The sequence below is a fragment of the Enterobacter wuhouensis genome (assembly GCF_004331265.1).
Taxonomy (GTDB): domain Bacteria; phylum Pseudomonadota; class Gammaproteobacteria; order Enterobacterales; family Enterobacteriaceae; genus Enterobacter; species Enterobacter wuhouensis.
Window position 1 is genome coordinate 194,409 of record NZ_SJOO01000004.1, and the last position, 14,339, is coordinate 208,747.

Below are 14,339 nucleotides of genomic sequence, written 5' to 3' on the forward strand. Positions count from 1 at the left end.
GCCCCGGTTTTTTTATGGATGGAAGTTAACCCACAGCTCCGCCGTTTTATCCGGACGTGAGATAAACTGGAACCGCGCCGGATCGTCGATGAACTGCTGATAAACAGGCGCATCGGTAATGCCGAACTCCGGATAGCTCCTCGGCGTGATCATCTGCAATCGCCCCGGCCTGTAGTGACTGTTGTGCTGCCAGACAATATGATCGCCCTGAACTAAGGGATACCAGGCCAGACCTTTTCGCGCGCGAACGGCGTCATACTCGAAGCCGTATTCCCGATCGCACCACGCGCCAAAGGTCAGCGGCTCGCTGGGCGAGGCGGAAATCGTCGCGTGCCCCCATCCCGGAGGAACCAGCACTTTCTCACCCGGCCCCGCGAGCACCGCAAAACAGCGTCCCGGATCGTCGTCGACATACTCCTGCATGTAGATAATCGCTTTACCCTGCCAGATTTCATACAGCTCAGGCGGCGACCATCCGCTGTGCTGGCTGATGCGGTGAACATGGCCCTGGCTGCGGACCGGCTCATCGCCCAACTTTCCGGCGGCGTAGGTCACCACGCCAAAGAGCAGCATCCGCTTTTCAAGCTCTTGCCTGTCCGACAGGCGCGCCACGTCCATTGCAATGGCGTACACCTGCTCCGGCCCTTCGCAATCCGGGTTGCGCAGCGACGGACGGATCTGATCCAGCGTTCTGATCTCCGGCATCGGCCCGGTAACGTCTTCTCCGTAGCTAAAACCGAGCGGCTGGTGGGTAATGGTCATGTCGAGGCCGTAGTTAATCATGGCGCACCTCGATACCCTGACCGGCGGCAAAGACCCGCAGGACGAAGCCTTCCGCCAGCGCCGCGTAGTCGTGTCCCGCGATGCTCGACCAGACGGCAAGGGAGGAGAGCGTCTCGCTGCCGGTGTTAATCAAGCGATGCGCCGTAAAAGGCGGAATATTATGCACTGAGCCCGCCGTCACCTGCTCCAGACGCGCGTCGCCCGCCTCCGTCTGCAGCAGCAGCAAGCCCACGCCGCGCAGGCCAAAATAGACTTCCCCCTGTTCGCGACGCGCGTGGAAGTGGCCTCGCGTCATAAAGAACTCATCGCCCACGCGCCCTGCATGCAGGTGGGTGACGCCGACGAAAAGCGCCCCCTCACCCACCGGGGAGCCCAGGACGTCAACGTCATACACGCTTTGTTGTGGAGCGCCGCACGTCCACGCCTCGCTATTCGCGAAGATGCCGGGAAGATCGGCAAGACGGGTCGTTTTGCGGATAAGAGGCCCGCCGGCTAGCGCGCCGGTAGCCCATGCCACCTGAGGTGGTAGAAAGATGTCTGGATTCATTTCAGTCTCCGGCCCGAGGAGAACAGCAACATTATTCTGGCAGATTAAACGATTAACCTGCGGATAAAGCGCGTAATGTTGATGGTGAATCACAGTTAACCAGAAACAAAAATGCCGGAAGCTTTCGCGACCGGCATTTTCCCGACAATAAGAAAATTATTCTACTTCGCGGGCATCAATGCGCAGCTCTTTCGGGACTTCAAAGACGATGTTCTCTTCGCGTCCTTCCAGCGGCACCGCTTCGCCGCCGCCCAGCTCCTGCAGGCGGGCAATGACGTTCTGCACCAGGATGTCCGGCGCGGAAGCGCCTGCGGTCACGCCAACGCAGGCCGCATTTTTGACCCACGCTTCCTGAATATCCGTCGCGTCGTCAATCAGGAACGCCGCTTTCCCCATACGCTGCGCCAGTTCGGCCAGGCGGTTGGAGTTAGAGGAGTTTTTGGAGCCGACCACCAGCACCACGTCCGCCTGTTCGGCCAGCGCACGCACGGCTTCCTGACGGTTAGTGGTGGCGTAGCAGATGTCATCCTTACGCGGTCCGACGATTTTCGGGAAGCGCTGGCGCAGGGCGTCGATCACGTCGGAGGTGTCGTCCACGGAGAGCGTCGTCTGGGTCATAAACGACAGACGCGCTTCGTTTTTTACGTCCAGCGTAAAGACATCTTCCGGCGATTCAACCAGGTACATGCCCCCTTCCGGGTTGCTGTACTGACCCATGGTGCCTTCAACTTCAGGATGGCCCGCATGGCCGATCAGAATCGACTCTTCACCGCGACGGCTGGCGCGCGCCACTTCCATATGCACTTTCGTCACTAGTGGACAGGTGGCATCAAACACCGTCAGATCGCGGCTTTTCGCCTCGTTGCGCACCGCCTGAGAAACGCCGTGCGCGGAGAAGATCAGGATCGCGCCGTCAGGCACTTCGCTGATTTGCTCGATAAAGATCGCGCCGCGCTCGCGCAGGCTGTCCACCACGTAGCGGTTATGCACCACTTCGTGACGCACGTAAATCGGCGCGCCGTAGATTTCCAGCGCGTTTTCAACAATGCTGATAGCGCGGTCTACACCGGCGCAAAAGCCGCGCGGGTTAGCCAACAGGATCTGCATTTCAGGCCTCCAGTGCCGGATCGATCTCCAGCACTTCTACATCAAAATGAACGGTACGCCCGGCAAGCGGATGGTTGAAGTCGACGGTGATGGAGTCGCCGTTGATTTCGCGGATCACGCCAGGCATTTCGCTGCCGTCCATAGCGGTAAAGAGCATTATTGCCCCAACCTCCGGTTCGCCCGCATCCATAAACTCACGGCGCGAGAAGTACTGCACAAGGTCCGGGCTTGGCACGCCAAACGCCGCATCCGGCTCCAGCGAAAAGACTTTTTTCTCGCCCTCTTTCAGGCCAAGAAGCTGCTGCTCAAGACCTTCAGACAGGGAGGTGTCGCCAAGACGAAACAGGGCAGGTTTGCCGTTATTGCGGGTGGATTCAGCCGTGGAGCCGTCATCCAGCTTCAGCGTGAAGTGAACGAGAACCGCGCTGTTGCTCTGTACGGATTTAGACATGCAAATTGCTCGCTTGTTTTGGGTCACCTGTTGCCCGGTGGCGCTGCGCTTACCGGGCCTACGGGAGGCCACAAATTCTGTAGGCCGGGTCAGCGCAGCGCCACCCGGCTGGTTTTGTTACGCCTGTTCTTTCGCGGCGGGTTTCGGCAAGAAGCCTTCCAGCACGATTAACGCCGCGCCGATGCAAATTGCGCTATCGGCCAGGTTAAAGGTGGCGAAGTGCCAGTCGCCGACGTAGAAGTCGATCATATCGACCACAAAGCCGTGCCACAGGCGGTCAAACAGGTTGCCCAGCGCGCCGCCAATGATCAGCGCGTAGGCGATATTATTCAGCTTTTGCGTGGCCTTCGAGCGGTACATCATCACCGCCAGGATCACGCAGATACCGAGCGCAATACCGGCAAAGAACCAGCGCTGCCAGCCACCGCTGTCGGCAAGGAAGCTAAACGCCGCGCCGTAGTTGCGCGCATAGTGCAGGTTAAGCGACGGGAACAGCGAAACCGTCTCCCCCAGAGCGAAGTTCTGGAGGATCAGGAACTTGCTGCCCAGATCGATAATCAGCACCACCACAACCAGCCACAGCCAGCGCAGTCCTGTTGAACAGAGAGATTTACTCATCAGGCAAACTTACGTTTTTCGCCGTCACCGGCGACGTTGCTTACACAGCGTCCGCAGATGTCTGCGTGTTCCGCCACCTGACCGACATCGGTAGTGTAATGCCAGCAGCGCGGGCATTTCTCACCGTCGGCCTTGCTCAGCGCGACTTTCAGTCCTTTGAGCAGTTCGCTCTGCTGAGCATCAGCAGAAGCCTCGGCATAATCCGCAACTTTCGCACCAGAGGTCAACAGGACAAATCGCAATTCATCGCCCAGCGCGGTCAGTTTGGCCGCCAGCTCAGGTTCCGCGTACAGGGTCACTGCCGCTTCCAGAGAGCCGCCGACCTTCTTGTCAGCACGCGCCTGCTCGATAACCTTGTTCACTTCGCCGCGCACCTTCAGCAGCTCGTCCCAGAAGGCATCGTTCATCGCTTCGGTGCTGGAGAGATCGAACAGGCCTTCGTACCACTCGCCGGTGAAGACATACTTCTCACGGTCGCCCGGCAGATAGCCCCAGATTTCATCCGCGGTGAAGGACATGATCGGCGCCATCCAGCGCACCAGCGCTTCTGCGATGTGGAACAGCGCGGTCTGGCAGCTACGACGCGCCACGCTGTCCGCTTTCGCGGTGTACTGGCGGTCTTTGATGATGTCGAGGTAGAACGAGCCCATCTCGATGGAGCAGAAGCGCATCAGGCGCTGCACCACTTCGTGGAAGTCGTAAGACTCATAGGCTTTCAGGATATCTTCCTGCGCCGCTTTCGCGCAGCCTACCGCCCAGCGGTCCAGCACGACCATCTCTTCCGGCTTCACCATGTCTTTCACCGGATCGAACCCGTTCAGGTTCGCCAGCAGGAAGCGCGCGGTGTTACGGATACGACGATAGCTGTCGGCGGCGCGCTTCAGGATCTCGTCAGACACCGCCATTTCGCCGGTGTAGTCGGTGGATGCTACCCACAGACGCAGAATGTCCGCGCCCAGCTTGTTCATCACGTCCTGCGGAGAAACGGTGTTACCGATGGACTTGGACATCTTACGGCCCTGGCCATCCACGGTGAAGCCGTGGGTCAGTACCTGGCGGTAAGGCGCTTTGCCCTTCATGGCGGTGGAGATCATCAGGGATGACATGAACCAGCCGCGGTGTTGGTCAGAGCCTTCCAGATACATGTCGGCAGCGTGACCGGCAAACTCCGGACGCACGTCAACCACGGAGGAGTGGGTAGATCCGGAGTCGAACCACACGTCCAGGGTATCCGGCACTTTCTCGTAGCTGTCCGCGTCAGCGCCCAGGATGTCGCGGGCGTCGAGATCCCACCACGCCTGAATGCCGTCAACTTCAACGCGCTTCGCCACTTCTTCCATCAGTTCCAGGGTGTTCGGGTGCAGCTCCTGCGTCTCTTTATGCACGAACAGAGACATCGGCACGCCCCATGTACGCTGACGTGAGATACACCAGTCAGGACGGTTGGCCACCATGGATTCGATACGCGCCTGGCCCCAGTCAGGGATCCACTGCACGCCTTTGATCTCTTTCAGAGACTGCTCGCGCAGGCCTTTCTGATCCATGCTGACGAACCACTGCGGGGTCGCACGGAAAATGATCGGCGACTTGTGGCGCCAGCAGCACGGATAGCTGTGCTGCATTTTTTCAACGTGCAGCAGCGCGCCGCTGGTTCGCAGCATGTCCACGATGATGTCGTTCGCTTTGAAGACGTTGATACCGTCCAGCGCCGGGTAGGTGCCCGGCAGGTACGATCCGTCCGGGCCAACCGGGTTGGCGATTTCCAGACCGTACTTCAGGCTGATGCTGTAGTCGTCAGGACCGTGGCCACCGGCGGTATGCACCGCACCGGTACCCGCATCCAGCGTCACGTGGTCGCCCAGGATCGCCGGAACGTCGAAGTCCAGGAACGGGTGCTTGAAGCGCATCAGCTCCAGCGCGTCGCCTTTCACGGTGCCGAGCACGGTGTAGTCGGCGATGTGCGCGCGCTTCAGCACGCTTTCAACCAGATCTTTCGCCAGGATAACCGCCTGACCTTCAACCTGAACCAGCGCGTATTCGAACTCACCGGACAGGGAGATCGCGCGGTTGGCTGGCAGGGTCCACGGGGTAGTGGTCCAGATCACCAGAGAGATCGGGCCGTTTACCGAGGAGACGCCAAATTTGGCTTTCACCGCATCCTGATCGACGGCATGGAACGCCACGTCGATGGACGGAGAGGTTTTGTCGTAATACTCCACTTCCGCTTCTGCCAGCGCAGAGCGGCAGTCCACGCACCAGTGCACCGGCTTCGCGCCTTTGTGCAGGTGGCCGTTGCCGATAATTTTACCCAGCGCACGGATGATGTTGGCTTCGGTTTTGAAGTCCATGGTCAGGTACGGGTGCGACCAGTCGCCCAGCACGCCCAGACGGATGAAGTCAGCGCGCTGACCGTCAACCTGCGTGGCTGCGTATTCGCGGCACTTCGCACGGAACTCGGCGGCGGTGAACTTCTCACCCGGCTTGCCGAACTCTTGCTCTACTTTCAGCTCGATCGGCAGGCCGTGGCAGTCCCAGCCCGGAACGTAAGGCGAGTCAAAGCCCGTGAGGCCTTTGGACTTCACGATAATGTCTTTGAGAATCTTGTTAACAGAGTGACCAATATGAATGCTGCCATTCGCATATGGAGGGCCATCATGCAGAATGAAGGTTTTTTTGCCTTTTTTGGCTGCACGAATGATGCCGTACAGGTCATCATCGGTCCAACGCGCCAGCATTCCCGGTTCGCGCTTGGCGAGATCGCCGCGCATCGGGAACCCTGTTTCCGGCAAATTCAGGGTTGATTTATAGTCACTCATCAGATTCTCGGTTCCGTATTTATCACGTAGGCATTTAAGCCGGGTTTGATAGCCCAAAAAAGTCGCGGGCCGTTAATTCATCTCGCGCGATTTGCGCTTTTAATTCATCCAGCGAACCAAATCGCTGCTCGTTGCGTATCTTTTTACGCAGTATTACATCTATATGGCGACCGTAGAGGTCCATTACAACGTCCAGCAGGTGCACTTCTAGCTGTTGACGCACACCGGCGACGGTAGGACGCGTGCCAATGTTGGCGACGCCGTAAAACGGTTTATCGCCCAGCCCTGCCACTTCCACCGCATATACCCCTTTAACCGGGGAGACCTGACGACGCAGCGGGATATTCGCCGTCGGGAAACCTATCGTGCGGCCCAGCGCATCGCCGTGGACCACGCGGCCAGAGATGGTGAACGGATGCCCCAGCAGGTTTTCTGCCGTATCCAGATCGTCATCGGCCAGCGCCTGACGTACCGCTGTGCTGCTGACGCGCACGCCGCCTTCACAGAAGGTCATCGCGCTGGTGACGTCAAAGCCGTACTCCAGACCAGCCTTCTGTAATAGCAAGAAATCGCCCTGACGACCAGCGCCAAAGCGGAAATCATCCCCCACGGCAAGAAACTGCACGCCAAGACGCTTCACCAACAGGTCACTGACGAAATTTTGTGCTGTCAGCGCGGCAAAGCGGCGATCGAAACGCACACACAAAACGTACTCCACGCCGGACTCGGCCAGATAGCGCAACTTCTCGCGCAGGCGAGTCAGACGGGCGGGAGATTTTTCGCCCGCAAACAGCTCAAGCGGCTGCGGCTCAAAAATCATCACCACAACGGGCAGGCCACGCGCCTCCCCTTCTTTACGCAATCCCTGCAACAGCGCCTGATGACCACGATGCACGCCGTCGAAATTACCAATGGTCAGCACGCACCCGTGTGGGGCTTTGCTGAGATTATGTATGCCGCGTATCAGCTTCATGTCTGGCTCAAAACAGTGAAAATCGCCAAAGTATACCTTGTACAGCGGTTAAGGTTAACCGGCGATTGTTCACGCAAAACAGAAAGCCGTAATGATTTCATCATGCTGACCTTTCACAGCAAAAAAATCTGCCCGGGAACTGCGATTTTTATGCCGAAAGGCTGTATTCACGCAAGACAAGCTGGTAGAATCCTGCGCCATCACTACGTAACGTAGCGTCGCTAATTAACGGCGCTTATTTGCACAAATCCATTGACAAAAGAGGGCAAAGAGGGCATATTCCTCGGCCTTTGAATTGTCCACATAGATCATATTTGGGAGTTGGACTTGGCTAATATCAAATCAGCTAAGAAACGTGCCGTACAGTCTGAGAAGGCTCGTAAGCACAACGCAAGCCGTCGCTCTATGATGCGTACTTTCATCAAGAAAGTATACGCAGCAATCGAAGCTGGCGACAAAGCTGCAGCGCAGAACGCATTTAACGAAATGCAACCAATCGTGGATCGTCAGGCTGCTAAAGGTCTGATCCACAAAAACAAAGCAGCGCGTCATAAAGCAAACCTGACCGCGCAGATCAACAAACTGGCTTAATCGCTACTTGTTGTTGCTTGTTTAAAGAACCCGCTTAACGCGGGTTTTTTTATGCCTTCAGATTGCCGGTGGCGTAAACAGCGCCGAGTAGTCGCGGTTGCAGATTCGCTGCACCGCCGGATGCTGAATCATTCGCTCAGCAAATATAGCGTGATACTCCTCCATCACGTTATCCACCCTGCCAATCTCGGTAATCCTCGGGTCTGAATAGAGATCGTGCGCGTAAAGCGTCGGCGCAACGAAGATGGCGTTATGCGCTTCGCCAAAGGCTTTCATCAGCGCCGCGTCGTCAAACTCGCCGAGAATTTCCACGTTCAGCCCCTGGGAGTTAAACCAGTTCAGCAGCTTGCGGCCCAGCATCGAGCGCCTTCCCGGCACCAGCAGGCGGCGTTCTTCCAGGCAGGCCGGGAACGGTTTTTCCGGCGGCGGGTTAATACACCAGAAGCTGACGCCGCATTCGCCAATCTTCACCGAGAACAACCCCTCCTGCTGCGTGGAGTCGATTGGGCAGTCCGAAATAATCATGTCCAGCTTGTGCTGGCTCAGCTGTTCCAGCAGCATTTCGTGGGTAGATTCAAAGCAGCGCAGATGGATTTGCTCATCTTCAACCACCGCGGCATCCAGCACGCCGCTCACCAGCCGTTTTGACAGCGCATCCGCCACGCCCACGTCAAAGAGCAGGTTTGACTCTTTGCGATAGTTAACGATATCCAGCATCTCCTGGCTCAGGGTGAACATCTTGTCCGCGTAGCGGAACACCAGTTCGCCCAGCTCGCTTGGCTCAATGCCGCGCCCTTTGCGTTTAAACAGCTTTCCCTGCAGGCGCTCTTCCAGCGCCTTGATTTGCCCGGTGATCGTCTGTGGCGTCAGGTAGAGCGCCTCTGCCGCTCCCACCACCGAGCCCTGTTTATAGACGTGCCAGAAGTAGTACAGATGGTTGTAATTCAAATGAGACATCGCGTCTTCTCTCCCTGAGTGTGTTTCGGGAGAAGGCTCCCCTCCTCCCGGTATCCCGTTATGCCTGGACGGCCTGTCCTGACAATTTCACCTTCAACAAGGTATAACCGATTACCGCGGCCAGTAATGACCCGATAAGGATGCCGAGTTTTGCCCAGACGATAAGCTCAGGCGCATGCGCGCCAAACGCCAGCGTCGAGATGAAGATCGACATCGTAAATCCGATTCCGCAGAGCACCCCCACCGCCATAATCTGCTTAAAGGTGGTGCCATGCGGCAATGACGCCAGCTTCAGCTTCAGCGCCAGCCAGCAGAACAGGCTAATCCCCAGCGGCTTGCCGATGAACAGACCCGCGACGATCCCCAGCGGTAATACGGACGTCAGCCCGTCCAGCGTCACGCCGCTCAGCGACACGCCCGCGTTGGCAAAGGCAAACAGCGGCAGGATCATAAAGGCGACCCACGGATGAAGCACATGCTCCAGCTGTTTGGCTGGCGACTTGCCGTCCTGCGGCTTAAGCGGCACGAAGAAGCCCACGATCACGCCGGCAAGCGTCGCGTGTACCCCCGATTTCAGCACCGCCGTCCACAGGATCATGCCCACCAGCACGTATATTCCGATGCGGCGCACGTTGAGAATATTCAGCAACGCCAGCACGGCGATGGCGCCAGCCGCCACGCTCAACGACAGGATCGACAGTTCGCTGGTGTAGAACAGCGCGATAATCACGATAGCGCCCAGGTCATCAATGATCGCCAGCGCCATCAGGAAAATTTTCAGCGCCACCGGTACGCGGTTGCCCAGCAAGGCCAACACCCCGAGGGCAAAGGCGATATCGGTTGCCGCCGGGATAGCCCAGCCGTGGCGCGCCACCGGGTCCTGCCAGGTAAATGCCAGGAACAGCAGCGCCGGAACAACCATTCCCCCCAGAGCGGCAATCACCGGGAACGCCGCGCGCTGGCGGCTGGCAAGCGAGCCCAGCACCAGCTCACGCTTAACCTCAAGCCCTACCAGCAGGAAGAACACGGCCATCAGCGCATCGTTGATCCACAGCAGCATGTTCTTGTTAATTTCAAGCAGACCGACTTTCAGCTCAACGGGCGTTTCCAGAAACGCGTGATAAAGCTCGCGGGTCAACCCTGAGTTAGCCAGCACCATCGCGGCGGCGGCGGCGATAATCAGGATCACGCCACCGGACGCCTCACTGCTAAAGAAACGGTGTAGTAATTTCACTTAAGTTCTCTCTTATACCAACAATACCTCGATAAAACCATAATACCAAGCCATATAGCTCGGCAAAAACAGATTAATGTTGAGTATAGATTCAGTTTTACCGAGCAATACCCACAAATAGAAAAAGCCCGGAATCGCTTCCGGGCTTTTGAAGAATGAAAGTCAGCTAACGGGTTAGCGAGTCAAATCATCGAAGAATTTTTTGACGCCGTCGAAGAAGCTTTTGGAGCGCGGGCTGTTTTTCTCACCCGTCGGGCCACCAAAGCTCTCCTGCAGCTCTTTCAGCAGCTGTTTCTGCTTGTCGTTCAGGCCAACCGGCGTTTCTACCACCACACGGCACAGCAGATCGCCCTGCGCGCCACCGCGAACGGACTTAACGCCTTTACCGCGCATGCGGAACAGCTTGCCGGTCTGGGTTTCGCCAGGTACCTTCAGGTTTACGCGACCATCCAGCGTGGGCACCTCGATTTCACCACCGAGCGCGGCCATAGCAAAGTTAATCGGCACTTCGCAGTACAGGTTATTGCCTTCGCGCTCGAAGATAGCGTGCTGCTTAACCTGAACCTGAACGTACAGATCGCCAGCCGGTGCGCCGTGCTCGCCCGCTTCACCTTCACCTGCCAGACGGATGCGGTCGCCCGTATCGACGCCTGCCGGGATTTTAACGGACAGGGTTTTGGTTTTCTCAACGCGACCGTGACCGTGGCACTTGTTGCACGGATCTTTAATCAGCGTGCCGCGACCGTGACAGTGTGGACAGGCCTGCTGCACCGCGAAGAAGCCCTGGCGCATCTGCACCTGGCCGGACCCGTGACAGGTTGGACAGGTTTGCGGCTGGGTTCCCGCTTTCGCGCCGCTGCCGTGGCACACGTCGCACTCTTCCAGCGTCGGGATGCGGATCTCTTTGGTGACGCCGCGAACGGCCTCTTCCAGCGTCAGATCCATGTTGTAGCGCAGGTCTGCGCCGCGCGCCGCGCGCTGACGACCGCGGCCACCGCCGAAGATGTCGCCAAACACGTCGCCAAAGATATCGCTGAAATCAGCGCCGCCGCCGCCAAAGCCGCCGCCACCGAATCCACCGCCGCCCATGCCGCCCTGTTCAAAGGCTGCATGACCATACTGGTCATAGGCCGCACGTTTTTGTGCATCGGTGAGGATTTCGTAGGCTTCTTTGATCTCTTTAAATTTGGCTTCGGCCTCTTTGTCACCCTGATTGCGATCCGGGTGATATTTCATGGCCAGGCGCTTATACGCCTTTTTGATTTCACGCTCTTCCGCTGTTTTGGAAACGCCTAAAATCTCGTAATAGTCTTGCTTCGCCATTTTATTTTATCTGCCCCTAACATGCGTGCACGGGCGGAGAGGAAACCTCTTCGCCCGTGCCAGTAATTACCCGTTCAAAGGGCGATTATTTTTTGTCTTTCACTTCTTCGAACTCAGCGTCAACAACATCGTCGTCTTTCGCGTTGTTCGCAGAGGCATCAGCGCCCGCCTGCTGCTGCGCGTGCTGCTGCTGAGCGATTTCCATCAGCTTCTGAGAAGCCTGCGCCAGCTCCTGCATCTTCGCTTCGATGTCCGCTTTATCTTCGCCTTTCAGAGAAGATTCCAGCGCGCTCAGTGCTGCTTCGATAGCCGTTTTGTCTTCCGCTGGCAGCTGTTCGCCGGCTTCTTCAACCTGCTTACGGGTGCTGTGCAGCAGATGGTCACCCTGGTTACGGGTCTGAACCAGCTCTTCGAACTTACGGTCGGATTCCGCGTTAGCTTCGGCATCGCGAACCATTTTTTCGATTTCTGCTTCGTTCAGGCCAGAAGATGCCTTGATGGTGATCTTCTGCTCTTTACCGCTGTTTTTGTCTTTTGCAGACACGTGCAGGATACCGTCAGCATCGATGTCGAAGGTCACTTCGATCTGCGGCATGCCGCGCGGTGCCGGGTTGATACCGTCCAGGTTGAACTGACCCAGAGATTTGTTATCCGCCGCACGCTTACGCTCACCCTGAATCACATGGATGGTTACCGCAGACTGGTTGTCTTCAGCGGTAGAGAACACCTGGCTGTGTTTCGTCGGGATGGTGGTGTTTTTGTTGATGAGCGCAGTCATCACACCGCCCATGGTTTCGATACCCAGAGACAGCGGGGTAACGTCCAGCAGCAGTACGTCTTTCACTTCACCGGTCAGTACGCCACCCTGAACCGCAGCACCGATGGCAACCGCTTCGTCCGGGTTAACGTCTTTACGTGGCTCTTTACCAAAGAACTCAGCCACTTTCTTCTGAACCATTGGCATACGGGTCTGACCACCGACCAGGATAACGTCCTGGATATCGGATACGGACAGGCCAGCGTCCTGCAGAGCAACTTTCAGCGGCTCGATAGAACGGTTCACCAGGTCTTCTACCAGGCTTTCCAGTTTCGCACGGGTCACTTTGATGTTCATGTGTTTAGGACCGGTCGCGTCTGCGGTGATGTACGGCAGGTTCACGTCGGTCTGCTGAGCGGAAGACAGTTCGATCTTCGCTTTCTCAGCGGCTTCTTTCAGGCGCTGCATGGCCAGCGGGTCGTTACGCAGGTCAATGCCCTGATCTTTCTTGAACTCATCAACGAGGTAGTTGATCAGACGGGTATCGAAGTCTTCACCACCCAGGTGGGTATCACCGTTGGTTGCCAGAACTTCGAAGGTTTTTTCGCCGTCAACTTCGTCGATTTCAATAACAGAGATATCGAAGGTACCACCACCGAGGTCGTAAACCGCGATAGTACGGTTGCCGACTTCTTTATCCAGACCGTAAGCCAGCGCGGCTGCGGTTGGTTCGTTGATGATACGTTTGACTTCCAGACCTGCGATACGGCCAGCATCTTTGGTTGCCTGACGCTGAGCATCGTTGAAGTATGCAGGAACGGTGATAACCGCTTCAGTTACCGGCTCACCCAGGTAATCTTCAGCCGTTTTCTTCATTTTCTTCAGCACTTCTGCAGAAATCTGCGGTGGTGCAGTTTTGGTGCCTTTCACATCAAGCCATGCATCGCCGTTATCTGCCGCGATGATTTTGTAAGGCATGATAGAAACGTCACGCTGAACTTCTTCGTCCTGGAAGCGGCGGCCGATCAGGCGTTTAATCGCAAACAGGGTGTTTTGCGGGTTTGTCACTGCCTGACGTTTAGCCGGCTGACCAACCAGAGTTTCACCATCCTGGGTATAGGCAATGATAGAAGGCGTGGTGCGATCGCCCTCGGCGTTCTCCAGCACACGTGCGGTAGTGCCATCCATAATCGCTACACAAGAGTTGGTAGTACCCAGGTCGATACCAATAATTTTACCCATCTAAACGTCTCCACTAAAAATTCAGTCAACATGTGGTTGTGTACCTGTAATAAGGGCAGAACGTGCTTTTTCAACTGCCCAGATTTGATTTTTTCAGGTCCACACACTGCGGTTGCTTACAAGATGGGGTCGCAACGGCATCCATCAAGGGGGGAGGGATAAAAAAATTTTTAATTTCACCCTGATGAGATCATAGACGGCATGGATTGCGCCCATTATTATGCCGCGCCCCGTCAGGGAGAATTGACGCGGGTTTAACCATTTCACCATATTAATGATGATTTTTTTGAGGACTTATGGGCAACACTAAGTTGGCTAATCCGGCTCCGCTGGGCCTGATGGGTTTTGGCATGACCACTATCCTGCTGAACCTGCACAACATCGGGATGTTCCCGATGGACGGCATCATCCTGGCGATGGGCATTTTTTACGGCGGTATCGCGCAAATCTTCGCGGGCCTGCTGGAATATAAGAAAGGCAACACCTTCGGCCTCACCGCCTTTACCTCTTACGGCTCGTTCTGGCTGACCCTGGTTGCCATTCTGCTGCTGCCTAAGATGGGTCTGGCCGACGCGGCTAACGCACACTTCCTGGGCGTCTACCTGGGCCTGTGGGGCGTCTTCACCCTGTTCATGTTCTTCGGCACCCTGAAGGCTAACCGCGCGCTGCAGTTTGTCTTCCTGAGCCTGACCGTGCTGTTCGCCCTGCTGGCGATTGGCCACCTGGCGGATAACGAAGGCATTGTTCACGTAGCAGGCTGGATTGGCCTGGTGTGTGGCGCAAGCGCTATCTACCTGGCAATGGGTGAAGTGCTGAACGAGCAGTTTGGCCGCACCGTCCTGCCGATTGGTGAAAAACACTGATTGCCCTCTCGACGTGCCTGCCCGCGCAGGCACGTCTCTCCATTCGGATCCGATTACTTTTCCGCCAGAACTCAAAC

Annotated in this window: 13 protein-coding genes and 1 pseudogene; 2 read left to right on the plus strand and 12 right to left on the minus strand. The window is 56.8% G+C overall.

The window, feature by feature from the left end:
- Positions 1-12: 12 nt before the first annotated feature.
- From E0L20_RS10965 to E0L20_RS24060, 8 genes and pseudogenes are all read right to left on the minus strand, one after another.
- Positions 13-783: a glucose-6-phosphate isomerase family protein gene (locus E0L20_RS10965; protein WP_131633994.1), complete on the minus strand. Its 771-nt coding sequence runs from the start codon at positions 781-783 to the stop codon at positions 13-15.
- Positions 776-1,330 (minus strand): glucose-6-phosphate isomerase family protein, encoded by a 555-nt coding sequence (locus E0L20_RS10970; RefSeq protein ID WP_131633995.1) that lies wholly within the window; start codon positions 1,328-1,330, stop codon positions 776-778. The genes E0L20_RS10965 and E0L20_RS10970 overlap by 8 nt, the downstream gene beginning before the upstream one ends.
- A 156-nt stretch (positions 1,331-1,486) precedes the next feature.
- Positions 1,487-2,437 carry a 4-hydroxy-3-methylbut-2-enyl diphosphate reductase gene (gene ispH, locus E0L20_RS10975; RefSeq protein ID WP_017383814.1) on the minus strand — a complete coding sequence of 317 codons (951 nt, stop codon included), beginning with the start codon at positions 2,435-2,437 and terminating at the stop codon, positions 1,487-1,489.
- 1 nt (position 2,438) lies between these two features.
- Entirely contained in the window at positions 2,439-2,888 is a 450-nt protein-coding gene (fkpB, locus tag E0L20_RS10980; RefSeq protein ID WP_131633996.1) for an FKBP-type peptidyl-prolyl cis-trans isomerase, read from the minus strand.
- A gap of 117 nt (positions 2,889-3,005) precedes the next feature.
- Complete coding sequence (gene lspA, locus E0L20_RS10985) at positions 3,006-3,506, minus strand: signal peptidase II (protein WP_131633997.1); 501 nt, start codon at positions 3,504-3,506, stop codon at positions 3,006-3,008.
- Entirely contained in the window at positions 3,506-6,322 is a 2,817-nt protein-coding gene (ileS, locus tag E0L20_RS10990) for an isoleucine--tRNA ligase (protein WP_131633998.1), read from the minus strand. The genes lspA and ileS overlap by 1 nt, the downstream gene beginning before the upstream one ends.
- 34 nt (positions 6,323-6,356) lie before the next feature.
- A complete protein-coding gene (gene ribF / locus E0L20_RS10995; RefSeq protein ID WP_131633999.1) occupies positions 6,357-7,295 on the minus strand; it encodes a bifunctional riboflavin kinase/FAD synthetase in 939 nt (312 codons plus the stop codon).
- Positions 7,296-7,302: 7 nt separating this feature from the next.
- Positions 7,303-7,521, minus strand: a pseudogene (locus E0L20_RS24060) (DUF2575 domain-containing protein).
- Between the two features lie 101 nt (positions 7,522-7,622).
- Between E0L20_RS24060 and rpsT the strand changes: the two are divergent.
- A complete protein-coding gene (gene rpsT / locus E0L20_RS11005) occupies positions 7,623-7,886 on the plus strand; it encodes a 30S ribosomal protein S20 (protein ID WP_003856458.1) in 264 nt (87 codons plus the stop codon).
- A 57-nt stretch (positions 7,887-7,943) separates the two neighbouring features.
- On the opposite strand, the gene nhaR is transcribed toward rpsT, so the two are convergent.
- From nhaR to dnaK, 4 genes are all read right to left on the minus strand, one after another.
- Positions 7,944-8,843: a transcriptional activator NhaR gene (gene nhaR / locus E0L20_RS11010; RefSeq protein WP_131634000.1), complete on the minus strand. Its 900-nt coding sequence runs from the start codon at positions 8,841-8,843 to the stop codon at positions 7,944-7,946.
- A gap of 58 nt (positions 8,844-8,901) precedes the next feature.
- A complete protein-coding gene (gene nhaA, locus E0L20_RS11015) occupies positions 8,902-10,077 on the minus strand; it encodes a Na+/H+ antiporter NhaA (protein ID WP_131634001.1) in 1,176 nt (391 codons plus the stop codon).
- Positions 10,078-10,251: 174 nt separating this feature from the next.
- The gene (gene dnaJ, locus E0L20_RS11020) at positions 10,252-11,400 is read right to left on the minus strand and encodes a molecular chaperone DnaJ (RefSeq protein WP_131634002.1); all 1,149 of its coding nucleotides are present in this window, start codon (positions 11,398-11,400) and stop codon (positions 10,252-10,254) included.
- An 85-nt stretch (positions 11,401-11,485) separates the two neighbouring features.
- Positions 11,486-13,399: a molecular chaperone DnaK gene (gene dnaK / locus E0L20_RS11025; protein ID WP_131634003.1), complete on the minus strand. Its 1,914-nt coding sequence runs from the start codon at positions 13,397-13,399 to the stop codon at positions 11,486-11,488.
- 296 nt (positions 13,400-13,695) lie between these two features.
- Here dnaK and satP point away from each other — a divergent pair, with 296 nt between their 5' ends.
- Positions 13,696-14,262: an acetate uptake transporter gene (satP, locus tag E0L20_RS11030; RefSeq protein ID WP_131634004.1), complete on the plus strand. Its 567-nt coding sequence runs from the start codon at positions 13,696-13,698 to the stop codon at positions 14,260-14,262.
- Positions 14,263-14,339: the final 77 nt, after the last annotated feature.